This window comes from Cohnella phaseoli, assembly GCF_003386235.1.
GTDB classification, from domain to species: domain Bacteria; phylum Bacillota; class Bacilli; order Paenibacillales; family Paenibacillaceae; genus Cohnella; species Cohnella phaseoli.
Window position 1 is genome coordinate 1 of the sequence record NZ_QRDZ01000058.1, and the last position, 22,976, is coordinate 22,976.

A 22,976-nucleotide genomic window follows, 5' to 3' on the forward strand; every position below is an offset into this window, starting at 1 on the left:
CTGGTGATGACGGCGGAGGGGTTCCACGCGTACCCATCCCGAACACGACCGTTAAGCCCTCCAGCGCCGATGGTACTTGGACCGCAGGGTCCTGGGAGAGTAGGACGTCGCCAGGCTGGATAAACAAGAGAAACACCTTTAACCGGGTGTTTTTTTGTGTTTATATGGTGCGAAAGCGCTAATAGGCGATTTTTTTGAGCAATCCCTTCCTTTAGGCAACCGAATCCCCCGAATCCACCCGCGTAACGGTCTGTGAGACCGTAAGAAGGAGCGAATCCCCTGAATCCACCTGCGTAACGGTCTGTGAGACCGTAAGAAGGAGCAAATCCCCCGAATCCACCTGCGTAACGGTCTGCGAGACCGTAAGAAGGAGCGAATCCCCCGAATCCACCTGCGTAACGGTCTGTGAGACCGTAAGAAGGAGCAAATCCCTCGAATTCGCCCGAGGGACGGTCTGTGAGACCGTAAGAGGCAATCGATGATCTTTCAGAAAATAATCTTTCAAGAAATTGGCGTTACTTGCTTTACGGATGCCCCACCATGGGGCATATACCTCTACGTGAATGAGATCGTCGCAGAAAAAACGTTCCCCCGCGAAGTTGTCGCCTCAAAGCCCGCCCTTTTTTTCTGAATGCCCCGCGCTTGCCCAGCCCCTCTTGCCGAGGAAACATACGATAACCATGTGTAAGATGAAGACGTCTGCGAACGGTGGTGAATCTGTTCAGATGAATATTGCGTTCGATATGTTTTTCGCCAAGACGGAGGCGATGAAGAGGGGGATCGGTCGCTATTCGCAAAATATGATCGAGGCCATTTTGCAGCAGGAAACGGGACACTCCTACTATTATTTCTACCCGGACGTGAGCAAAGGCGCGGAATATCTGAAGGACCAGTTGCAGCAGTTTCTGTATCGCAACCGTATCGACGTGTACCATATGACGAGTCCGTTCAATCTTTTCCACCTGCCGGCGAATCTGTTTCAGGCTTACAGCGATACGATGCTGAACAAGGCATGGTTCGGCTACACTCGCGTTGCGGCCACGCTGTACGATGTCATCCCGCTTGTGCTGGAGCATCAGTACATGAACGATTTTGTCAGACCGATCTACATGCGGGTTATTGAGATGATCCGCTCATGCGACATTATTTACGCGATTTCGGAGACGACGAAAGCCGATGCCGTCAGGTTAACCGGAATGGATGCTGACAAAATCAGCGTCATTATGGGCGGCTACGATCCCAAATTCACCCCACTTCCCGCAGGAGCCATCCCAATGGCGCCATATCGTTACGGCATTGCGAAGCCTTACGTGCTATGCACGGGAGGCGACGATCCGCGTAAAAACCTGGCGAGGCTCATCGAAGCCTTCATTTCGGCGAATCGAATTCTGTCCAACGCTTACCAACTCGTCATCGTCTACAACTCCTCGGAGGATGAGAAACGGGCCATGCTGGAGCATGCCCGTCTGCTCGGAGGAGAGGGCTCGATTGTCGTGACGGGCTATGTTCCGGACGGAGATCTGGTGGAGCTGTACCGGGCAACTGCGTTGTTTGCTTTTCCATCGCTGTACGAAGGGTTCGGATTGCCGATCGTGGAAGCGATGGCTTGCGGCACCCCCGTGCTGACCTCCAACAATTCCTCGCTGGCGGAGATCGGAGGGGATGCGGTCTACCAAGTCGATCCAGCAAACCGGGACAGCATTGCGGAAGGCATCGTTCAGATGTTGACCCATCCGCAGTTGGCTCAGGAGTTGGCGGCCCGAGGGCAGCAGCAATCGCGGCAATACAACTGGGATTCGGTCGCGCAGAAGGTGATGGAAGGCTACGAGAAGGTGTATCGGCGCAAAATCGCGGTTTTCGCATCGCGGCATCCTTTTTATCCGCAAGCCTACGGGGCGCTTTACTACACCGTGCCTTATCTAACGAACCGAGGGGAAGTCGACGTGTTCGTCGAACGGCTGCTGGACGACCGGGTCGGAGAAGAGAGGACGGAGGACAGTCCGATTGCGGTTTACGTTCATACCGATTTCGAGAGTCGCAAAGGTAAATACGATTTTGTCGTCTACGAGATTGGCAATGGGGAACGCTTTTCGTTTATCGCCCCCTATCTGACCGAGATGGCGCATATTCCCGGTATCGTCGTCTTGCACGGCAGCAATCTGCATGAGCTGACCTGGAGGCTTACGATTGAACGCAACGATCTGCATGCGTATTACCGGGTACTGGCCAAGGAGTTCGGATCGCTTGCGCCGAACTGGATGGACGCCATACTTGGAGGGGCGGCGCCCCGTTCCGCCGTACCGCTCAATCGGTACTATTTGGAGCATGCCAAGGCCATTATTGTCGACGAACGGAATACAAGGGAACGGCTTCTGCAGGAGAAGTATCGCACGGTTATCGATGCTTCTCCGCCCGCAATCTCCTCCGCGGCCGGCAGACCCGGCAGCCGTTCGCAAACCCGCTTCGTGACGGTCTGCGCGGAGCGAAGCGAAACGTCTTATCGTTTAATTCTTCGCTGCTTGAGAAGGCTGGTCGACGAGGGCTGCTCGAATGTCAGCTATACGTTGTTGTCCGGCGACGAGTCCATGCTTCCCGAAGGGGTACCGGATCTGGTGACCGAGCTTGGGCTGGAGAAGCACGTTCATCTCAAGATCGTCCCCCAGTATAAGCAGTACAGAAGACAGCTCGCTAAAGCGCATGCCGCAATCGAACTGAACGATCCGCAGACCTATGCTTTGTCGGATATCGTGAATGAGCTGATCGCATTGGGCATTCCAACGATCATGTACGACGCGGATTTCTGCCGGTTCGTACCCGATGATGCGGCGATAAAAATTCAACCGGGAGACGATGTCGAAAATGCCTTGCTGTCAGCGATGCGTCGATTGTATCGCGACAAGGAGGACAGAGAAGCTCTATCTGCCCGCGCCTCGGCCTGGATGGGCGAGCTCCGCACGATGACGACTTTCTCGGAAGCGCTGCAGGAGGCGATAGAGCTGAGCAGTTCCTTAGGCGAAAATCCGACGGTGCTATGGCGAATTCAGGAAGGTCCGGGAGGCGTCCCGCAAATCCGAACAACGTAATGAAGGAGGACGTGCGATGCTTCAATCGCAATTGTGCCGGGAGACGGATTTCTCGCAGACCTGGTTTGTCGACGCTTGCGTCAAGCTGAACGAACCGATGAGGTTTCACCGCAAGCTGTGGGAATGGTGTTATATTTACGAAGCGCTGCGCGAACGCGGCAAGCTGATGCCGTTCAGGCGCGGGCTTGGCTTCGGAGTGGGCAAGGAGCCGCTTGCTGCTGCGTTCGCTTCGCAGGGAGCGGAGATCGTAGCTACGGATCTGGACGTAGACCTCGCCAAAGCTCAAGGCTGGGTGGATACAAATCAACATGCTGTCGGCCTCGCCGATCTCAATGAGAAGGGGCTGTGCGATCCGCACCAATTCCAGCAGCTGGTTTCTTACGAAAGCGCCGATATGAACAATATCCATCCCAAATACACGGGCCAATTCGATTTTACGTGGTCCTCCTGCAGCTTCGAGCATCTGGGATCGATCGAGCACGGCAAACGGTTTATCGTTAATCAGATGAAATGCCTTCGTCCCGGAGGAGTCGCCGTTCATACGACCGAGTACAATCTGACGTCTAACGTAGCTACGCTGGAAGCGCCCGTGCTAGTCATTTTCCGCCATCAGGATATCGAAGCGATGGTTGCGGAGCTTAGAGGCGAAGGTTATCTCGTAACGGTCGATTATACGGCGGGCGCCGGACCGTTCGAATCTTATGTCGATCTTCCCCCCTATAGCAATCCCGTTCATCTTCGGCTTCTGCTCGGTCAATATGTCTCGACATCGATCGGTCTGATTATCGAGAAACCGTAACAAAAGACGAGGTGCATGCGTCTCCGAAGGCAGCCGGGAAGCCGTTTCCCGATTGCTTCGCAAAGACGCATGCACCTCGCTCTTTCGATTCGGACTTTAGTTGCGCACCATGATCAAATCCCAATGCAAGTGACCGGTATGTGCGGCAAGCTCGTGTATCGTAACAGGCTTCATGCCCGATCCGTTCATTGCCACGTTAAAGATCGCAAAGCCTTTATCGTAAAACCTCTGCATGATAGGAACAGGATCGATTCCGCCCCACAGAAATGGCAAGTACTCCATGAAGATCACCATCCGTCCGCTCGCGTCGATTACTTCGAACAGACTGTCCATAATATATGGCTCGCCGCCGTCGATATCGATCTTGATAACGTCAACTTTCGTATGGGGAACGATCAGCTCCTTCAGGACAGCTTTGCGCACCTTGGTTTTAGTAGGCTTGATGAGCGGGGCCAACTGAGGATAGACAATGCTGGAACCTCCGTCTCCATTCGTCTCAATGACTTCCTCGCCGTTCTTATCCGAGACCATCACGCGGTGAAGCAGCACATGGGCGTATCCGTTGAGGGCGGCGCTCTTGATCAAATTGCGATGGTGGAACGGGTTAGGCTCGAACGCATGCACATACCCCGTAGGACCGACCTGCTTGGCGGCCAGAAGCGTAAAATAGCCGCTGTGCGAGCCGATATCCAGAACGATCATTCCCGGCCTGACAACGGAGAGGAAGGTGCCCGTCAGCCAGCTCTCCCACTGACCGGTAAGATAGATCGCCATGCAGACGGGGTCCCGCAAATCCAGAAACATGGCGGGACCGGCGTTTAAATTGGTCAATATCGTATGATCCCCTACATAGACGTAAGGTCTGGTCAGATCGAACAATTCAATTCCTCCTAAATTCGTTTACGCCTCTGTCAGGATGAGCAAGGGTACTCTGATTCGACATTGTGCGGAATTGTGCTGATAGAGACGGATTTCCGCTTGTTGTTCTTCTCGCTCGATTACAATCGGCGCGGATAACTGTTCGCTGCGAAGGATACTGCGGCTCCAAAGAAGGCGTCGTCCTTGATTCGAAGTCATCTCCAACGTAAACTCGCCCGGACCGTCGATTTCGAACGAGGCTTGCAGAACATAGTTTTTGGGGGCCAACGTTAGCGAAGGGCCATAGAAAATATAGCCGGGACGAACCGCAGGAAAATAGCCGTCCTTGTCGAAGCCCGCCGGTCGGACAAAAGGAATGAAATAGACGCTCGAGACGGTCGGGGCGGACAAGAAGCTCAACGGCTCGTGGGCCAGCGGAGCGGAAGCGACATCGCGCCCGATCTTCCTCATATGAATGACTGCGATGCCGTTGGCGAACATGAAGGGGCTGTCGAAACGCGCCTCCGCAAGTTCCTCCTTCTCGCATTGAATCCAGCACTGCTTGGGATTGTTCAGGTGCATATCCATATCGAGCTTACGGAAATAGGAGATCTCCAGCGCTTCGGCGGGGACGCCGTAGCTGTCGGTCAGCAGCCTGAGGTACTCGTCGCTGAACTGGATGAGCCACCCCATGTCCATCAGTTTGCCGAAAGGCACGGTAACGAGCGCGGAGCCGCCCGGCTCCAGCAAATTATACAAGTGACGAAGGGCGAGGAGCGGGGCTTCGCGATCGCCCGATTTCTGCTCTCCGTACGCATGCTGGCCGATATGCTCTACCGTAGAGAGGCAGAGAATCAGAGAATGCTTGCGCGTATAGTCCATCAGATCTTCGTTCAGCACGCCGGGAGCTTCCTCGAATTTGTCCAGGACGATGCGGTTTTTCAGCTCGGGATGCGGATCGAGCAACGACAAGTAGTTGGCGAAGACGTTGCCGATCTCCAAATATGGCTCCCGAATCCCTGCTTCCATCCGGCGAAGAAAACGGATTGCGATCGGAATTTCTATCGTGCGTTCGGAACAATTGCCGTAGGGGAGCTGATTGTAGGGAAGCGGCTCCCGGTCGCATAGAAAATAGTTGAACAGCTCCAGGTCGGCAATTCCCATAGGGCGCACTCCTTCCTTAACGGGGTAGATAATTCACACCAGTAATGAAGTATATGCGGCTAACGTTATTGTGCATGGACAAATGTCGGTACAGGACGCGTTAAGGGCGGCGAGGGCGAAGCAACCCCGCTCAAGCGTTCATATACTGACGAAAAGGAGTGGCAATGAAAGAGAGGCGGTGTTTAAGTGACCTGTACGGGAGTTTACTGGGTCGGCCCGGTGTACGATATGGGCGGTTACGGGAACGTATCGCGAAACTACTTGCGGGCGCTGGAGGCGGCGGATATTCCCGTCTATATCGCTCCGAGTATGGCCACCCGGCATAATACGGAAATTGGGGAAGAGACGGTAAACTGGCTGGAGCGGCTGTCTACGGGCAACATCGGAGACCGACCGGTCTGCGTCCAGCACGGGGTTCCGGCTCATTTCCATATGCATCGCCCCAGCGTAAGGGTTACGGGAACGATCGGGGTCACGTTGTTCGAGACCGACCGCGTCCCGGTCGATTGGCCGCGTCTGTGCAACCAATTAGATGAAGTTTGGGTGCCTTCAAAGTTTAACTACGATACGTTTTCGCGAAGCGGTGTCGATGCCTCCAAGCTGCGGGTCGTTCCTTATCCGATCGACGTGACGCGCTTTTACCCGGGCAGGCCGTATAACCGGGTCGTCTTCTCTCCTCCGCTCAGGAATTTCTCGTTCCTTTATGTGTTCGGATTCGATTTCCGCAAAGGCGTGGATTTGCTGATCTATTCGTTCTGCAGGGAATTCGAACGGACGGAGGACGTCTCGCTCGTGCTGAAGGTTTATGTGCACAGCGGCTATAAACCGGAGGACGTCATGGCGGTTATTCGCACTTACGTTCCCGCAGATCGGCTGTTCTCACAAATTTTCGTTATCGTCGAACCGTTCGGCGAGCAGGAGCTGATCGATCTGTATTTAAGCTGCGACGCTTACGTGTCCGTGGACCGGGCCGGCTGGGGGATGCCCGCGATGGAAATGATGGCGCTCGGCAAGCCGGCGATCGGTCTGAACTGGGGCGGATACACGGAATTTATGAATGAGGACAACAGCGTGCTGATCGAGCCGGAGAAGGAGTTGGTGCCGGTCGACGCCAAGCTGCAGTCCGAACGTCCGGAATATTACTACAGCCATATGTGGGCCGACATTCGGCCCGATCGCGTAGGTGGGGCGATGCGGGAATTGTACGAGGACAGGGCTAAGCGGGAGAAAATCAGCAGAAAGGCGGCTTTCGACGTTCATTTCGAATATTCCCCTTCCGTTGTCGGAAGCAGGATCAAGCAGCTGTTGGGCATGCGGTAACGGGGTTCCGCTCGTAGGCGACGGAGCAGGGCGGATGGACCATTTTGCGGCGCGGTAGTTAATCGTCCATGCCGTCAGGGCGGGCGATCCATACAATAAACCGTGTATTTGCAGCGGTCGATCCGCCGGGATCGGATTCCGTTGATATCAGCGAAGGGGACAGACAAATGAAAATCGTCATAATGGCAGGCGGCAAAGGCAGCCGTCTATGGCCGAGAAGCGTGGAGGATCGGCCCAAGCAGTTTCTCGCGTTGACCTCGGAGGAGACGATGCTCCAGTTGACGTACCGCCGTTTGGCCCGAATCGTCCCTCCGAAGCAGATCTATGTCGTCACCGCGGAGTTATATCGGTCACTCGTTCTGGAGCAACTGCCCGAATTGAACGAGAGTCGGCTTATTTTGGAGCCTGTGCAGCGGGATACGGGGCCGTGCGTAGCGTTGTCGGCGCTGCATTTTCTTCGGCAGGAAGACAATGAGACGCTCGTCATGATGCCGTCCGATCAGCATATCCCCAATATTCTCGCACTGTATGAAGCGTTCTGCAAAGCGGAGGCGATCGCCGACGCCTCCAGCGCCATCGTGACGCTGGGCATCGTCCCGGTTCGTCCCGAGACGAATTACGGTTATATTCAAACCGCCGGGGGAAAAGGCTCCGAGGGCGAGCGGCGGGTCATCGCGTTCATCGAGAAACCGGACTTGGAGACGGCCCGCCAATTAGCGGCCAAGCCGGACGTGTTCTGGAACAGCGGCATAATCGTATGGCGGCCGTCTACGATCGCGGAGGCGATGGAGAAGCACCAGCCGACCATCTGGAACGCGCTTTCGCAAGCAGGTCAGCATACGGAAAAGGTGTACGCCAGCCTGCCGAAAATATCGGTTGATTACGCCGTGTTGGAAAAGGCGGACAATCTGTTTACGCTGCCGTTCCGCTATGAGTGGGAGGACATGGGAAGCTGGGCTTCGCTGGAGAGAATCCGGGAGGAGGAGGCGGACTCGAACGGCAATATTTTGCACGGCTCCGTCCATGCGTTCGATTCGAGCCACAGCATTATTTTCTCCGAAGGTCGCAAGACGATCGTAATAGGAGCGGAAGACCTGATTATCGTCTCGACCGCGGAAGGCGTATTGATCTGCCATAAGTCGATGGAGCAAAAGCTAAAATCGATCGTTCAGCACGTGGAAAAACAGGGGGGAGGCGTCGGTTGATGAAAGCGCTCGTGACCGGCATATCGGGTTTCGTGGGTAGTCATATGGCGGAATTTCTGCTGCACCAGGGCGTGGAAGTGGTCGGAACGATTCGCAACCGGAGCCGCATGGACCACATCTCTCATTTGCGGAAGGACATTCGTCTCGCGGAGTGCGAGCTGCGCGATCCGTTCTCGGTAGAAACTCTGATCGGCCAGGAGAAGCCGGAGCTTATTTTCCATCTTGCTGCGCAGAGCTTCGTGCCGACGTCGTGGAATTCGCCGATTGATACGATTCATAACAATGTCGCGGGTCAGGTTAATCTGTTCGAAGCCGTACGCAGGTTCGAGTTGCCGGCGAAAATCCAGATCGCTTGCTCAAGCGAAGAGTACGGTCAAGTGGAGCCGGAGGAGACGCCGATTCGGGAAACGAACCCGCTTCGTCCGCTGAGCCCTTACGCGATCAGTAAAGTGGCGCAGGACTATTTGGGCTATCAATATTTTAGAAGCTACGGATTGCACGTCGTTCGAACGATTACGTTTAACCATACCGGTCCCCGCCGCGGGGAAAACTTCGTAACGTCCAATTTCGCCAAACAGATCGTCGATATCGAGAAGGGCCGGAAAGCGCCCGTCATACATGTCGGCAATTTGGAAGCCAAACGCGATTTCACCGACGTGCGCGACGTTGTTCGCGGCTATTGGCTGGCTTTGGAGAAGGGGCAGCCGGGCGAAAACTATAATATTGCGTCTGGAACCTGTTATACGATCGCCGAGATGCTGAATACGCTGCTGAGCTTTAGCAATGTTGACATCGAAGTCCAGACCGATCCGAGCCGCCTGCGCCCTTCGGACGTACAAATCCTGCTCGGGGATTACCGTAAATTTAACGAAGCGACAGGATGGAAGCCGGAAATTCCGTTCGAACGGACGATGCAGGACCTCCTTCAATACTGGCGCTCGCAGCCTTGAAGGAAGGAGAGGACTAATGGATAATCTGTGCACGATCGTCTCTAAAAATTATGTCGCGTTTGCCCGAACGCTTGCGCAATCGTTCCTTGAGCAGCATCCGACGGGCAAAGTGTACGTTTTGCTGGCGGATGAGGACGATGGGCCGATTCCGCATCGCGAAGAGCCGTTCGAATGGGTACGTCTGCCCGAGATCGGTCTGCCGATCTGGCCCGATATGCGATTCCAGTATGACATTACGGAGTTCAATACGGCGGTAAAACCGTTCTTTCTCGAATACTTGCTGCTTAAGCGGGGACTGGAATCGATCGTGTACGCAGACCCCGACATTCTTATTACGCACCGGATGGACGATTTATACCGGCTGCTGCCGCAGCATGCGATCATACTGACTCCGCATATTTTGACGCCTCTTCCATCCGACCGGCATAAGCCCGGCGAGGCGGAGCTGCTGCAGGCGGGAGTATACAATCTCGGCTTTATCGCTTTGCACGGTACGGACGAAACGTTCAAGATGCTGCGCTGGTGGAAAGACAGGCTGACAAGGGAATGTCTGATGGAGCCCGCCCAAGGCTATCACGTCGATCAGAAATGGATGGACTTCGCGCCGGCTCTGTTCGAGGGCGTTCATATTTTGAAGGACCCGGCATACAATGCCGCCTATTGGAATCTTCACGAACGGCCGATCCTTTGGCGCAACGGGATGTACGAGATATACGGGAAGCCGTTGATCTTCTACCATTTCAGCGGTCTGACTCCGGATCTTTCCCGCATCTCGAAGCATCAGAGCCGTCACCAATGGACGGATGCTCCGCATTTGCACGGGCTGTTCAACGCCTACGTCTCTCGCCTGATCGCGAACGGCTATCCGACAACGGCAGGCAGCCGCTATACCTACAATTACTTCGATAACGGCGTCGTAATTCCGACAGTCGCCCGCAAGCTGTATCGGAAGCTCGGAGCGCCATCGACGTTCGGCAACCCTTTCCACACGCTGACTCCGAACGGATTCTACCGCTGGCTGTTCGCTCCGGCGAGCGTCGCCGCTCCGATGCCAAATTTGCTGAAGGAAATTTACGAGACTCGGGTCGACCTGCAAAGGCTGTTTCCCGCCGCTCACGGAGCGGACCGGCAGGGATTGATGACCTGGGCCAGGCAGTTCGTTCCGATCGAATACGGCATGGACCCGATTGTCTGGCATCCGGTGATCGATTCCATGATCTACGCTTAGGAGGGGGCGGTATGTTGCCTGGCGTCAATCTGATCGGATACGCGAGATATGAGATGGGGATCGGCGAGTCCTGCAGACTGGCGGCCAAGGCGCTGAGCGCAGCGGGTATTCCGTTCGGCATTCTGAACTACTCGGGCGGCAATATTTCGCGCGATCGGGATTTGTCCTGGAGCTCGGCCGAGATCGACGCGCCGCTCTACCCCGTCAATCTGTTTCACATCAATGCCGATCGGATGCCGCTCGCCTATTCGGAGCTTGGGGAGGAATGGTTCGGAGGAAGAACGAACATCGGTTACTGGCACTGGGAGCTTCCGGAGTTTCCCGACGAATACGCCGAAGGCTTTCGTCATTTGGACGAAGTATGGGTTCCTTCGGCCTTCGTCCGGGACAGCGTGGCGCGCAAATCCCCCGTTCCCGTTTATGTTGTCCCTCATGGCATTCGAGTGGAGGTTCCCCAAGACGTCCAGCGGAAATCGTTCGGCCTGCCGGAGAAAAAGTTTCTGTTCCTATGCATGTACGATACTTACAGCTATTCTTCGCGCAAAAATCCGTCGGCCGTTCTGAAGGCTTATCGCTTAGCTGTCGAACGGTACGGCATGCAAGCCGGGCTGGTCATCAAAATGAACAACCCGCAGCAGGCGGAGGTCGACAATCTGCGGGAGGAGGCGGAGGGACTGCCGAACGTGCGGATCGTCGATCGGGTGCTCAGCCGCTCCGAAGCCAACGCTCTGCTTGCCTGCGCGGATTGCTACATTGCGCTGCATCGCTCCGAAGGCTTCGGCCTGCCTCTGGCCGAAGCGATGTATCTCGGCAAACCGGTCATCGGAACGCATTGGTCGGGCAACGCGGATTTTATGGACGAGACGAACTCCGGTGCGGTGCGCTATCGTCTGACCCGGATCGGAACCCACTACGGCCCGTATAAGGCGCACCAGCAATGGGCGGAGCCCGATCAGGAGCATGCCGTCCATCTCATGTGGAAAGCGGTGTACGACGAGGAATGGAGACGGCGGATCGCCAGCAACGGACAGAGAACGATCCGGACATTTTTTTCCCCGGAAGCGGTTGGCGAGAAGATCCGGGAGCGGCTGGAGAAGCGAAGGAACGGTCCGGAACCGGGGCGAAGCGGATAAAAGCATGGCTGTCCGGGAGGCGATGCGGCCTCGTGAATCCGGGCAGCTTTTTTTGCTTTTTCCGCAGCATCCGAATATCGTGCATGCGAAGTTGCATTTTTCAAAAAGCGGCGTATAATAAAGTTATAGTCAAAGAAAGTCAAAGTCAGATCCACCCCTCATTGACTAACCGGTTATGCCGGCTTGGATCGAAGAAAGGAGGTTGGACGTTGCGTAATATTTCCGATCTTATCGAACACTACCTTAAGCAGAGTCTGGAGAACAGCCAGGCAGGCGCTATTGAAATTCAGCGGAGCGAGCTGGCCGACAGATTCTCCTGCGTGCCGTCGCAGATCAATTATGTAATCAGCACGAGGTTCACGCTTGAGAAGGGCTACTACGTGGAAAGCAAACGCGGAGGCGGAGGCTACATCCGTATTCAGCGCGTGAGTCTGCCGTCGGTCGAGGCCGTACAGCGCCATATCCGCCAGACGGTCGGGGAACGGATCGACCAGACAACCGCGGAGGGTCTGATTTACCAGTTGGAGGAGGCCCGGTTTCTGACCGAGAGGGAAGCGCATTTGCTGAAGGCGGCCGTCTCGCGGGATGCGCTGGCGCTTAAGCTTCCGGTCAGAGACGAGATACGGGCGAAGCTGCTCAAGGCGATGCTGATCGCCTTGCTTGCGAAATGACGGGAGGAGGATGAAGGCTATGCAGTGCCAGGAATGCGGCAAACGGCCGGCTACGCTTCATTTTACGAAGTTCGTCAACGGGGAGAAAACCGAGCTGCACATCTGCGAGACGTGCGCCAGGGACAAAGGGGAGATGCTTCCCGGGTCGGCCGGAGGATTTTCCATTCATAATCTGCTTTCCGGATTGCTCGACTTCGAGCCCCGGAACCAGACGGTCAAGCCGGCGGTTAAGTGCGAAGCTTGCGGGATGACCTATACACAGTTCAGCAAGGTAGGGCGTTTCGGATGCAGCGAGTGCTACAAGCAATTCTCCGAGCGGCTCGATCCGCTTCTGAAGCGGGTGCACGGCAACACGGTCCACGTTGGCAAAATGCCGAAGCGGGCGGCCGGTCACTTGAAGACGAAACGCGAAATCGAGCGGCTGAAGAAGGAAATGCAGGGCAGGATCGAGCGGGAGGATTTCGAGACCGCCGCGCAGCTGCGAGACCGAATCCGCGAGCTCGAGAGCGAAATGAGCGGATGAAAGGGAGGGGTTGAACGATGGCGAAAAGAAAATTCACGAAGCAAGCGCTCAGTCAGTGGATGAAGGGGGAAGGCCCCGAATCCGAGGTTGTGATCAGCAGCCGCGTGCGAATCGCGCGCAACTTGCGGAATATTCCTTTTCCGCTGATGGCCAGTCCCGAACAATCGCTGTCGGCGGCGGACCAGCTTCTCGGGGTAGCGGAGAGCGGTCGGCTAAGCGGCTTGGGCAAGATCGAGCAGATTCGGCTTGCGGAGCTGACCGAGCTGGAGAAGCTGGTGCTGGTCGAGAAGCATCTGATCAGCCCCAATCTGGCGAATGAATCGCGCAACGGGGCTCTGATTCTGAGTCCAAAAGAAGATATTAGTGTAATGATTAACGAAGAGGACCATCTTCGCATTCAATGTTTATACCCGGGATTTCAAGTGAATGAGGCTTGGGATTCGGCCAGCAAGATCGACGATATTTTCGAGGAACAGGTCGATTACGCCTTCGATGAGAAGCACGGATACTTAACGAGCTGTCCCACCAATGTCGGCACGGGCATTCGCGTATCGGTCATGATGCATCTGCCCGCGCTCGTCATGACGGGACAGATCAACCGGATTTTGTCGGCGGTGACGCAGGTCGGGCTGGCTGTCAGAGGCATCTACGGCGAGGGCAGCGAAGCGACGGGCAACCTGTTCCAAGTCTCCAACCAGGTGACGCTCGGACAGTCGGAACAGGAAATTATCGACAATCTGTTCCAGGTAGCGCATCAGATTATCGAGCACGAGAAGTCGGCGCGGGCGAAGCTGCTCGGCGAATCAAGGCTGCGAGTAGAGGACCGCGTGCGCAGATCGTACGGCGTTTTGACGCAGGCGCTGATCATCGACTCGAAGGAAGCCGCGCAGCGCCTGTCCGATATTCGCCTCGGCTCCCATCTGGGGCTGCTGCCGGAGGTTGAGCCGCACGCATTGAACGAATTGCTCGTCTCGACGCAGCCGGGCTTCCTGCAATTGACGTTCGGGGAAGCGATGAGCCCGGAGGATCGCGATAAGTCGCGGGCGGAATTAATCCGCACTCGACTGGCAACTCTTTCATAAATGTTTTATTCTAAATTTATTAGGAGGTGTGTCTCATGATGTTTGGCAGATTTACGGAACGCGCGCAGAAGGTGTTGGCCCTGGCCCAGGAAGAAGCAGTGCGGTTGGGACACAACAATATCGGTACGGAGCATATTCTTCTCGGCTTGATTCGGGAAGGGGAGAGCATCGCCGCCAAGGCGCTGATCGCTCTCGGATTGGGATTGGAGAAAATTCAGGACGAGGTGGAATCGCTCATCGGCCGCGGACAGGAGCAGCCGACGAACATCGCTTATACGCCTCGGGCGAAGAAGGTCATCGAACTGTCGATGGACGAGGCGCGTAAGCTTGGCCACACTTACGTCGGCACGGAGCATATTTTGCTCGGTCTCATTCGCGAAGGCGAAGGCGTCGCCGCCCGGGTGTTGAACAATCTGGGCATCAGCTTGAACAAGGCGCGCCAGCAAGTGCTTCAGCTGCTCGGCAGCAACGAGAACGCATCGCCGAATCACGGTCCGTCCGCCAATGTCAGCACCCCGACGCTGGACGGCCTGGCCCGCGACTTGACCGCAAGCGCGCGGGAAGGCAATATCGACCCCGTCATCGGACGGCAGAAGGAAATCGAGCGCGTCATCCAAGTGCTTTCCCGCCGGACGAAAAACAACCCGGTGCTGATCGGGGAGCCGGGCGTCGGCAAAACGGCGATCGCCGAAGGGCTGGCCCAACGCATCGTCAATAACGAAATTCCCGAGACGCTGCGCGATAAGCGCGTCATGACGCTGGATATGGGCTCGGTCGTCGCAGGCACGAAGTACCGCGGCGAGTTCGAGGACCGTCTGAAAAAAATCATGGACGAAATTCGTCAAGCCGGCAACGTCATCCTATTCATCGACGAGCTGCATACGCTCATCGGAGCGGGCGGCGCGGAAGGCGCGATCGACGCCTCCAACATTTTGAAGCCGGCGCTGGCTCGCGGCGAGTTGCAATGCATCGGCGCGACGACGCTGGACGAATATCGCAAATATATCGAGAAGGATGCGGCTCTGGAGCGCCGGTTCCAGCCGATTACGGTGGATCAGCCGACTCCGGAGGAAGCGGTGCAAATTCTGCTCGGACTGCGCGATCGCTATGAAGCGCATCACCGAGTGAAAATTACCGACGAGGCGATCGATGCGGCGGTGAAGCTGTCCGATCGCTACATTCCCGACCGGTTCCTGCCGGACAAAGCGATCGACTTGATCGACGAAGCCGGCTCCAAGGTTCGGCTGAATTCCTACACGGTTCCGCCTAATCTGAAGCAGCTTGAGACGCGTCTGGAGGACATCCGCAAGGAGAAGGACGCCGCCGTTCAGAGCCAGGAGTTCGAGAAAGCGGCCGCTCTGCGCGATACCGAGCAGAAAATCCGCGAAGAGCTGGATTTCACGAAAAACCAGTGGAAGGAAAAGCAAGGCCGCACCGATTCCGAAGTGACGCCTGAGGATATCGCTCAGGTTGTGGCAAGCTGGACCGGCATCCCGGTCAGCAAGCTGGCGGAGGAAGAGACGGAGCGCCTGCTGAAGATGGAAAGCATTCTGCACGATCGCGTCATCGGCCAGGAGGAAGCCGTTAAATCGGTGTCCCGCGCCATTCGCCGCGCTCGCGCCGGACTCAAGGATCCGAAGCGTCCGATGGGCTCCTTCATCTTCCTCGGACCTACGGGCGTCGGCAAGACCGAGCTGGCCCGCGCGATTGCGGAGGCCATGTTCGGAGACGAGAACGCGGTTATCCGCATCGACATGTCGGAGTACATGGAGAAGCACTCCACGTCCCGCCTCGTCGGAGCGCCTCCGGGATACGTCGGTTATGACGAAGGCGGCCAACTGACCGAGAAAGTGCGCCGTAAGCCGTACTCGGTCGTGCTGCTGGACGAGATCGAGAAGGCGCATCCGGAAGTGTTTAATATTTTGCTGCAAGTGTTGGAAGACGGCCGTCTGACCGATTCCAAGGGTCGTTCGGTAGACTTCCGCAACACGCTGATCATCATGACGTCCAACGTAGGCGCGGAGCAGATCCGGAAAAACTCCACGCTCGGCTTCACCGCCGCGCAGGATGCGGGACGCGACTATCAGAACATGAAGGAGAAGGTGCTGGCGGAGCTGAAGAAGTCGTTCCGTCCGGAGTTCCTGAACCGGATCGACGAATCGATCGTGTTCCACCCTCTGAACGAGGAGCATATCGCCCAGATCGTAACGCTGATGGCCGACGATCTTCGTAAGCGCCTTGTCGAGCACAACGTCAGCTTCGAGCTGACCGACTCGGCCAAAGCGTTCCTGGCGAAGGAAGGCTACGATCCGCAATACGGAGCGCGTCCGCTGCGCAGAGCGATCCAGAAGCATATCGAGGATCGGCTGTCGGAGGATTTGCTGCTCGGCAAAATCGCCAAAGGCCACGCTCTTGTTATCGATGAGGAGAATGGAAGTCTCGTAGTTAAACTGAAAGGCGAGATTGAGCTGTCCAAGGCTTAAGACGCCATAAAAAAACCGTTCCGTAAGGCTCGCGCCTGGAACGGTTTTTTTTTATGGCGTCGTCCCTCAAGTTTCGTCCTCGGACGAATGGACGCGGACAGTCCTCGTGCGGTAATCGCTCGGGGGGATTTGCGCGGTCGGACCGCACCGCCGTTCGGACGATGCCGCGACTCGGGAAAGAATCCGGACGCGCATTAACCGAAAGAAGTGGCGCTGATTTCTACGGGACCTATGACGGCAACGGTCAATCCGGGAGTTACGCTCTCGATAGAAAGCGTATAAATCTGAGGGCCGGAAGGAGAGTTTCCGTCGATGGTCAGCAAGGAGTTCAATTGGAACGTGGTGAACGAAGCTTCGATGCCGATCCGGGAATAATAGATTTCTGTGCCTCCGCGACGAATGCGATATAGAACGGACCCGGAACCCGGATTGCTCTGGATGCCGACCGTTGCAACGATTTGAACATATCTGGGCACCGTATTCGGAACGCTGACGATGACGGAAGCGATGTCCGTTTTGGCCGGGGTCAGCGGGACCGCAATGTTTGTCCCTCCGGCAATCGGAGTGACTACAGTCGCGTTGTAATTGAATAACGTCGTCATATCATCACCTCCTTTCCATGTTTGATAACACATCATATGCTTGGCCACTGGAAAAGACAGGATGAATCGGCATGAGCGATGCTACATTTTTATTCGCGACAGGCCATATATCCCGGCGTGAATATCGGACGAGGGCGGTCTCCGTTCACATTTTTGTAAATTGTTAAAATGACGGCAACAGGAGTATAATAGCTTTTAGTACAATAATGATCAGGTGATTACTAATGCAGGTTTTAAAGGAGGAAGTGCGCAGCGCCATTTTGCTGGCCGCATACGAGGAGTTTCGGCAGAGCGGTTATTCGGAAGCGTCGATACGCCGGATTGCCGCCGCCGCCGGTATGACCTCGGGCAACATTTATCGCTATTTTCGCAATAAGGAGGATTTGTTCGACGCCATTGTCGGCCCTCTCTATAGCGAATATAGCCGTTATGCGCAGGAATACTTGCAAACTGCCGAGGGAATCGTGACGGGCGGCTGGGACGTCCAGGCGAGAACGATCTTCTTCGAACGGGTTCAGGCTACGCTGATCGGATTGTTGATGGCGTCGGGCCCCAGTCTGCTGCTGCTGCTGTGCCGCAGCGAAGGCTCGAAGTACGAAAGCATACGCAGCGAGCTTACCGGGTTCGTCGAAAGCCTGCTGACGAAAACCTTCTCGGCCGCCAAAGCAGCGGCAGGACCGCTGAACGAGAACGAACGGATCGAGATCGGCATGCTGTCGGCGACCTTGATTGAAGGCGTTGCCTGGATCGCGGCTAAGTATCACGATTCCGAAAGATTAGGAACGTTGGTCGAGCAATTGATCGATGTGTTCGGCGGCGGAGTGGAGAAAAGGTTGTTGGTTTACCGGGATCTTAACGGGTGAAGCGCTCAATCGTTTCTTCGAGCAGACTTGGCGGAGTGAAGAGAGACTGAGGAGAGAAGGAGAGGAAACGAATGCAACGAATTATACGCTGGCGCTGGCCGCTATTGGCGATATGGCTGGCTGTTACCGTCGTGCTGACGGTCATTCAGCCGGACGTCAACGCCATCCTGCACGAACGCGGACAAAACCCGCTTTCTGCGGACAGCCGCGCCGTCATCGCTCACGATCTGCTCAAGAAAATGAGCAATGTCAAGGGGCGGAGCGATATCGTCGTCTTTTTCAAGGAAGAAGGACTGTCCGAGGACGACATGAAGAGTATCAAAAGCGGGGTAGAAGGAATCCAAGCGAAGTCGGATGCGCTTGGCGCGGCGGAGCTGATCGATCCGTTCTCCTCCCCGGAAGCGGGCAAGCAGTTGATCTCGCAAGATCGCACGACGGTTATGGTCCCGTTCGTGCTCCAGGTCAACGGGCGCAGCGTGGACGATATTGGCGATCAATTCACCGAGGCGCTCAAGGACGTGCAGGTTCCGTTTTATTTGACGGGCGAAGACTTTATTGAGAACGACTATTTGAAGGCGACGATCGCCGGGGTCGAGAAGAGCGCCGCGCTGACGGTCATTTTCATTTTGGTCGTGCTGCTGCTGATGTTCCGCTCCATCGTCATTCCTTTCGTGTCGCTGTTAACGGTGGGGATATCGTATCTGGTGTCGATGGGGATCGCGGCTCAACTGATCGATAAGCTTGAATTTCCGATCACCAGCGTAACCCAGATGCTGCTTGTGCTGATCCTGTTCGGAATCGGAACGGACTACAATATTTTGTTGTTCAACCGATTCAAGGAGGAGCTGTCCCAGGGTAAAACGACGGACGAAGCGATCATCGCTTCCTACCGGACTGCGGGCAAGACGATCATCTACAGCATTCTGACGGTGTTTATCGCGTTTGCGGGCTTAACGTTCTCGGATTTCGGCATCTATCAGTCGGCGAACGTAGTCGCGATCGGAACCGTCATTCTGGTGCTCGTGCTCCTGACGCTGACGCCGTTCGTGATGAAGACGTTCGGGGCGAAGCTGTTCTGGCCTTCTCGCGGAGCGGCCGGGCATAAGGAAAGCCGGCTGATGGCGGGGCTGACTCAAACGGCGGTTAAGCGGCCTCTGATCACGATTGCCGTCATTGTCGCGCTGCTGATTCCCGTCTTCCTGACCAGCGGCCAGAAGCTCAGCTTCGACCAATTGGCGGAGCTCGGCGAGGACCATCAGTCGACCAAGGCGTTCGGCATCGTGGCCGAGAGGTTCAGCAGAGGGCAGGCATTGCCGACGACGCTTGTGATCGAAGGCAAGGAAGAGCTGGACAACAACGAGGCTTTGGCAGTAATCGACGATCTGACGAACGCGATCAGGGATATTCCGGGCGTGCACCAAGTGTCCGGAGTCACTCAGCCGGAAGGCAAGCCAATTGACGAATTCTATATTAAGGGCCAGACGGCCGAGGTGACCAAAGGCATTGCCGCATCGCGAGACGGAGTTGACGCCGTGCGGGACGGACTGGATCAGATGCGTTCCGAGCTGAAGTCGCCCGACTTCTCGCAGGTGAAGCAGTTGGCGGAAGGCACCGGCCAGGTACGGGACGGATTGGATCAGGTGACCGACGCGGTGAACCGGATCGTCTCCGGTATCGGCGACGGAGCAAGCGGAGGCCGCGCGCTGGAAGAAGGAATCGCCAAGCTACGCGGAGGCATGACGGACATCGCCGCGCAAACAGGCGTGCTGGCTGACGCGCTCGAACGGCTTCGCCAAGGCTACGAAGCGCTCGGGGGCGGCTACAAGGAGCTTGGGAACGGGATTCCGGAGCTGCAGAACGGTATGGCCGGAATGAACGGCCTAATCGACAAACTGGGGCAGACGCATAGCGAATTGGCCGAAGACCAGGACTACGCGACGCTTCGCAGCACGGGACAACAGCTGGCGACCGCTCTGGCCGGCATTGCCGACGGATTTGCCCAATTGGAACGTAATTCGTCCGAGCTGCAAACCGGCTTAGGCTCTTCCGCCGACGGCTTGCGGAAGTTGGCTGCAGGACAGCAGCAGATCGTGGGCGGGCTGAAGGAGCTGGAGCAGGGAGCCAAGCAACTGTCCTCCGGCCTGTCTCAAGGAGAATCCGGCGGCCAGAAGCTCGCGGCTTCGATGAAGCGGCTGAGCGGGGCGTTGGCCGACATCGAAGACGGCCAGAAGCAGTTGAACGAAGGGCTCGGAGCTCTTAACGGGGGCTTCGATCAGTTGAAGGACGGACTGCAGAAGAGCGGTCAAGGACTGTCGGACATTTCGGACGGCTTGAAGATGACCGGGGATTTCCTCGTGCAGATGGGAACGACGAAGACGTTCTTCATTCCGCGCGAGGCTCTGGAGAACGAGCAATTCGCCCAGGCTAAGGATGCTTTCATGTCCAAGAATCGCACGGTGACAAAGCTGATCGTCGTGCTGAACGAGGATCCGTATTCCCCCGAAGCGCTTAAGATTATCGACCAAGTCAACGCCACGACGGACAGCCGCCTCGACGGCACCGTGCTGGCCGATGCGGCTCGCGGAGCGGCGGGACCGACATCGATTACGCACGATATGAACGAGTCTCAGCTGGCGTCGTTCAATAGCGCGGCGATTATCGTCATCGTCAGCGTTTTCCTGGTGCTGCTGATGGTCATTCGTTCGATATTGCCTGCATTGTACATTGTGCTGTCGCTTATCGCTTCCTATTATGTGGCGATGGGGGCGTCTAAGCTGGTTGCCGAGCATATTCTCGGAACGGAGGGCTTGTCTTCGTTCGTGCCGTTCTTCTCCTTCATCGTTATCGTTGCGGTTGGCGTCGATTACGGCATCTTCCTGATGATGCGGTATAAGGAATACGGCGACATCGACCATGAAGAAGCGATCAAGCGGGCGACGCGAAGCGTAGGAGGGGTCATCATCTCCGCGATGATCATCCTCGGTGGAACCTTCGCTACGTTGATGCCTTCGGGGCTGGTGCTGCTTATCGAGATGGCTACGGCCGTCATCGTGGGTCTCGTCGCGCTCGTCTTCGTGCTGCTGCCGATGCTTGTACCGGCGCTGATGGCACTGCCGAAAGTATTTCGCAGACGAGAGCAGGTCAAATAAGATTGGTTGATGCTGTAGCAAGGGGCTGTCCCATAAGTAAAGGTAAGCAACTTTACTTACGGGATAGCCCCTGTTTTTTTCGCCAGGCTGCATAAAATTAGCCGACTTAGAGTTGGTACTCGCCGGGCCACAAAATTAAAGCGGAGAAACCGTCTTAATGACAGAAAATGGGCGAAAGTGGTCAATATAAGCGGGGAAACCAAGCTTATTTTTTCAAAATAGGCGATTTTACGGAAACAAGGCGGAAAAACCGCTTTATTGGGTTCCGGAAGGGTGCGGCAGCCTTTTTAAGGCGGCTTTTCCGCCTTAGGCGAACGGTCGGTTGTTATCTATGAGCGGATTGAGTCAAACAACCCATGCACACGGTTGAGCAAAGCGCTCCGCAAACATTCTTTGGATGATTTTTAAATCCCGTTCGGTTCCTATGCGAGGGCTAAAGTGGTAAAATTCTTGAATAAGGACTTCATAAGCTAAAGGAGCCATCATCTGTTATGGCTAAGGTTAAAATAAAATTCGTGTGCACCCAGTGCGGAACCGAATCTCCGAAATGGATGGGCAAATGCCCGGGCTGCCACGAATGGAACACGATGGTAGAGGAGACCGAGAAGGAGATCAAGGCGCCGGTCGGACGAAGCGAGCTGATCCGAACGAAAGAAAAGGCGCGCGCGATCATAGATATAGAAAGCGGGCAAGAACCCCGCGTCGAGACGGGCATGTCCGAGCTGAACCGGGTGCTCGGAGGAGGGCTTGTTCCCGGCTCGCTGCTGCTTGTCGGCGGAGATCCCGGAATCGGCAAATCGACGCTGCTGCTGCAAACTTCCTATTCCTTGTCCGCGCAGGGGCTCAAGGTGCTGTACGTGTCCGGCGAGGAATCGGTTCGCCAGACGAAGCTTCGGGCCGATCGGCTGGGCGCATTGAACGACAGACTGTACGTTCTGTGCGAGACGAATTTGGAAACGATTGAAGAGGCGATCACTGAGGTGGAGCCCGATTTTCTCGTGATCGATTCCATTCAGACGGTTTATCGGCCGGAGGTCGCTTCCGCGCCGGGCAGCGTGGCGCAGGTGCGGGAATGTACCGCCCACTTTATGAGAATATCTAAAGTAAACGGAGTGGCGACGGTGCTCGTCGGCCATGTGACCAAGGAAGGCGCGATTGCCGGGCCGAGGCTGCTGGAGCATATGGTCGACTGCGTGCTGTACTTCGAGGGCGAACGTCATCATACTTATCGCATTTTGCGGGCGGTGAAGAACCGCTTCGGCTCCACGAACGAGATCGGCATTTTCGATATGACGGAGGACGGCTTGAGGGAAGTGGCCAATCCTTCGGAGCTATTCCTCTCCGAGAGACCGCTCGGGGTCGCGGGCTCTACGGTCGTAGCCAGCATAGAGGGAACTCGTCCCGTGCTCGTGGAGCTGCAGGCGCTCGTGTCTCCGACTCATTTTCCGTCTCCGCGGCGAATGGCTTCAGGGTTCGATCACCATCGGATGTCGCTCGTTATCGCCGTGTTGGAGAAACGGATGGGAATGTTCCTGCAAAATCAGGACGCCTATCTGAACGTTGCGGGCGGAGTAAAGCTGGACGAACCCGCGACGGATTTGGCTGCTGCGGTCAGCCTCGCGTCAAGCTTCAAGGACGCCCCGACCAAGCCGTTCGACGCCGTCTTCGGAGAGGTCGGCCTGACCGGGGAGGTGCGGGCCGTCTCGCGAGCGGAGCAAAGAGTCAAGGAAGCGCACAAGTTAGGCTTCAAACGCGTCATTTTGCCGGAGATGAGCATAAAAGGCTGGCAGCCGCCACGGGGCATCGAGCTGATCGGCGTCAGTACGGTGGCCGAGGCATTAAAGGCTGCATTGGAATAAGGGG

The 22,976-nt window shown here is 56.1% G+C and carries 17 protein-coding genes and 1 rRNA gene; 15 read left to right on the forward strand and 3 right to left on the reverse strand.

Features of this window, described 5'->3' with window-relative positions:
• The 3 genes from rrf to DFP98_RS37610 all read left to right on the forward strand — a co-directional run bounded on the left by rrf (position 1) and on the right by DFP98_RS37610 (position 3,882).
• Positions 1–116: ribosomal RNA gene (rrf, locus tag DFP98_RS37595) — 5S ribosomal RNA — on the forward strand.
• A 609-nt stretch (positions 117–725) separates the two neighbouring features.
• Positions 726–3,083 (forward strand): glycosyltransferase, encoded by a 2,358-nt coding sequence (locus DFP98_RS37605; protein WP_181918182.1) that lies wholly within the window; start codon positions 726–728, stop codon positions 3,081–3,083.
• Between the two features lie 16 nt (positions 3,084–3,099).
• On the forward strand, positions 3,100–3,882 hold the full coding sequence (locus tag DFP98_RS37610; RefSeq protein WP_116065783.1) for a methyltransferase domain-containing protein: 783 nt from the start codon (positions 3,100–3,102) through the stop codon (positions 3,880–3,882).
• A 96-nt stretch (positions 3,883–3,978) separates the two neighbouring features.
• Here DFP98_RS37610 and DFP98_RS37615 read toward each other — a convergent pair whose 3' ends face one another.
• Both DFP98_RS37615 and DFP98_RS37620 read right to left on the reverse strand, forming a co-directional pair.
• Entirely contained in the window at positions 3,979–4,761 is a 783-nt protein-coding gene (locus DFP98_RS37615) for an FkbM family methyltransferase (RefSeq protein WP_246017167.1), read from the reverse strand.
• A gap of 21 nt (positions 4,762–4,782) precedes the next feature.
• Positions 4,783–5,904, reverse strand: a complete 1,122-nt coding sequence (locus DFP98_RS37620; protein WP_116065784.1) for a hypothetical protein — start codon at positions 5,902–5,904, stop codon at positions 4,783–4,785.
• Positions 5,905–6,090: 186 nt separating this feature from the next.
• On the opposite strand from DFP98_RS37620, the gene DFP98_RS37625 reads away from it, so the two are divergent.
• The 9 genes from DFP98_RS37625 to DFP98_RS37665 all read left to right on the forward strand — a co-directional run bounded on the left by DFP98_RS37625 (position 6,091) and on the right by DFP98_RS37665 (position 16,499).
• Positions 6,091–7,224, forward strand: a complete 1,134-nt coding sequence (locus DFP98_RS37625) for a glycosyltransferase family 4 protein (protein WP_116065785.1) — start codon at positions 6,091–6,093, stop codon at positions 7,222–7,224.
• Between the two features lie 167 nt (positions 7,225–7,391).
• Positions 7,392–8,429 (forward strand): mannose-1-phosphate guanylyltransferase, encoded by a 1,038-nt coding sequence (locus tag DFP98_RS37630; protein WP_116065786.1) that lies wholly within the window; start codon positions 7,392–7,394, stop codon positions 8,427–8,429.
• Positions 8,429–9,379 (forward strand): GDP-mannose 4,6-dehydratase, encoded by a 951-nt coding sequence (locus DFP98_RS37635; protein WP_116065787.1) that lies wholly within the window; start codon positions 8,429–8,431, stop codon positions 9,377–9,379. The genes DFP98_RS37630 and DFP98_RS37635 overlap by 1 nt, the downstream gene beginning before the upstream one ends.
• Before the next feature lie 16 nt (positions 9,380–9,395).
• Positions 9,396–10,607: a group 1 glycosyl transferase gene (locus tag DFP98_RS37640; protein WP_116065788.1), complete on the forward strand. Its 1,212-nt coding sequence runs from the start codon at positions 9,396–9,398 to the stop codon at positions 10,605–10,607.
• Between the two features lie 11 nt (positions 10,608–10,618).
• Positions 10,619–11,740, forward strand: a complete 1,122-nt coding sequence (locus DFP98_RS37645) for a glycosyltransferase family 4 protein (RefSeq protein WP_116065789.1) — start codon at positions 10,619–10,621, stop codon at positions 11,738–11,740.
• A 209-nt stretch (positions 11,741–11,949) separates the two neighbouring features.
• On the forward strand, positions 11,950–12,411 hold the full coding sequence (locus DFP98_RS37650; protein ID WP_116065790.1) for a CtsR family transcriptional regulator: 462 nt from the start codon (positions 11,950–11,952) through the stop codon (positions 12,409–12,411).
• Positions 12,412–12,430: 19 nt separating this feature from the next.
• Positions 12,431–12,934 carry a protein-arginine kinase activator protein McsA gene (gene mcsA, locus DFP98_RS37655; protein ID WP_116065791.1) on the forward strand — a complete coding sequence of 168 codons (504 nt, stop codon included), beginning with the start codon at positions 12,431–12,433 and terminating at the stop codon, positions 12,932–12,934.
• Between the two features lie 17 nt (positions 12,935–12,951).
• Complete coding sequence (gene mcsB / locus DFP98_RS37660; RefSeq protein WP_116065792.1) at positions 12,952–14,016, forward strand: protein arginine kinase; 1,065 nt, start codon at positions 12,952–12,954, stop codon at positions 14,014–14,016.
• Positions 14,017–14,051: 35 nt separating this feature from the next.
• Entirely contained in the window at positions 14,052–16,499 is a 2,448-nt protein-coding gene (locus tag DFP98_RS37665; protein ID WP_116065793.1) for an ATP-dependent Clp protease ATP-binding subunit, read from the forward strand.
• A gap of 194 nt (positions 16,500–16,693) precedes the next feature.
• Here DFP98_RS37665 and DFP98_RS37670 read toward each other — a convergent pair whose 3' ends face one another.
• Positions 16,694–17,101: a hypothetical protein gene (locus DFP98_RS37670; RefSeq protein WP_116065794.1), complete on the reverse strand. Its 408-nt coding sequence runs from the start codon at positions 17,099–17,101 to the stop codon at positions 16,694–16,696.
• A 224-nt stretch (positions 17,102–17,325) separates the two neighbouring features.
• Between DFP98_RS37670 and DFP98_RS37675 the strand changes: the two genes are divergently transcribed.
• The 3 genes from DFP98_RS37675 (at position 17,326) to radA (ending at position 22,972) form a co-directional block, all read left to right on the forward strand.
• A complete protein-coding gene (locus DFP98_RS37675) occupies positions 17,326–17,964 on the forward strand; it encodes a TetR/AcrR family transcriptional regulator (protein WP_116065795.1) in 639 nt (212 codons plus the stop codon).
• A 71-nt stretch (positions 17,965–18,035) separates the two neighbouring features.
• Positions 18,036–21,113: an MMPL family transporter gene (locus DFP98_RS37680; RefSeq protein ID WP_116065796.1), complete on the forward strand. Its 3,078-nt coding sequence runs from the start codon at positions 18,036–18,038 to the stop codon at positions 21,111–21,113.
• A gap of 491 nt (positions 21,114–21,604) precedes the next feature.
• Positions 21,605–22,972 carry a DNA repair protein RadA gene (radA, locus tag DFP98_RS37685; protein ID WP_116065797.1) on the forward strand — a complete coding sequence of 456 codons (1,368 nt, stop codon included), beginning with the start codon at positions 21,605–21,607 and terminating at the stop codon, positions 22,970–22,972.
• The last annotated feature ends 4 nt before the right edge of the window (positions 22,973–22,976 follow it).

Excerpts from the sequence above, each read along its gene's own strand:
- radA (WP_116065797.1), top strand. The coding sequence starts at position 21,605 with ATGGCTAAGGTTAAAATAAAATTCGTGTGCACCCAGTGCGGAACCGAA.
- DFP98_RS37665 (WP_116065793.1), top strand. The coding sequence starts at position 14,052 with ATGATGTTTGGCAGATTTACGGAACGCGCGCAGAAGGTGTTGGCCCTG.
- DFP98_RS37675 (WP_116065795.1), top strand. The coding sequence starts at position 17,326 with ATGCAGGTTTTAAAGGAGGAAGTGCGCAGCGCCATTTTGCTGGCCGCA.
- DFP98_RS37630 (WP_116065786.1), top strand. The coding sequence starts at position 7,392 with ATGAAAATCGTCATAATGGCAGGCGGCAAAGGCAGCCGTCTATGGCCG.
- DFP98_RS37640 (WP_116065788.1), top strand. The coding sequence starts at position 9,396 with ATGGATAATCTGTGCACGATCGTCTCTAAAAATTATGTCGCGTTTGCC.
- mcsA (WP_116065791.1), top strand. The coding sequence starts at position 12,431 with ATGCAGTGCCAGGAATGCGGCAAACGGCCGGCTACGCTTCATTTTACG.
- DFP98_RS37610 (WP_116065783.1), top strand. The coding sequence starts at position 3,100 with ATGCTTCAATCGCAATTGTGCCGGGAGACGGATTTCTCGCAGACCTGG.
- DFP98_RS37680 (WP_116065796.1), top strand. The coding sequence starts at position 18,036 with ATGCAACGAATTATACGCTGGCGCTGGCCGCTATTGGCGATATGGCTG.
- DFP98_RS37620 (WP_116065784.1), bottom strand. The coding sequence starts at position 5,904 with ATGGGAATTGCCGACCTGGAGCTGTTCAACTATTTTCTATGCGACCGG.
- DFP98_RS37670 (WP_116065794.1), bottom strand. The coding sequence starts at position 17,101 with ATGACGACGTTATTCAATTACAACGCGACTGTAGTCACTCCGATTGCC.
- DFP98_RS37605 (WP_181918182.1), top strand. The coding sequence starts at position 726 with ATGAATATTGCGTTCGATATGTTTTTCGCCAAGACGGAGGCGATGAAG.
- DFP98_RS37645 (WP_116065789.1), top strand. The coding sequence starts at position 10,619 with ATGTTGCCTGGCGTCAATCTGATCGGATACGCGAGATATGAGATGGGG.
- mcsB (WP_116065792.1), top strand. The coding sequence starts at position 12,952 with ATGGCGAAAAGAAAATTCACGAAGCAAGCGCTCAGTCAGTGGATGAAG.
- DFP98_RS37635 (WP_116065787.1), top strand. The coding sequence starts at position 8,429 with ATGAAAGCGCTCGTGACCGGCATATCGGGTTTCGTGGGTAGTCATATG.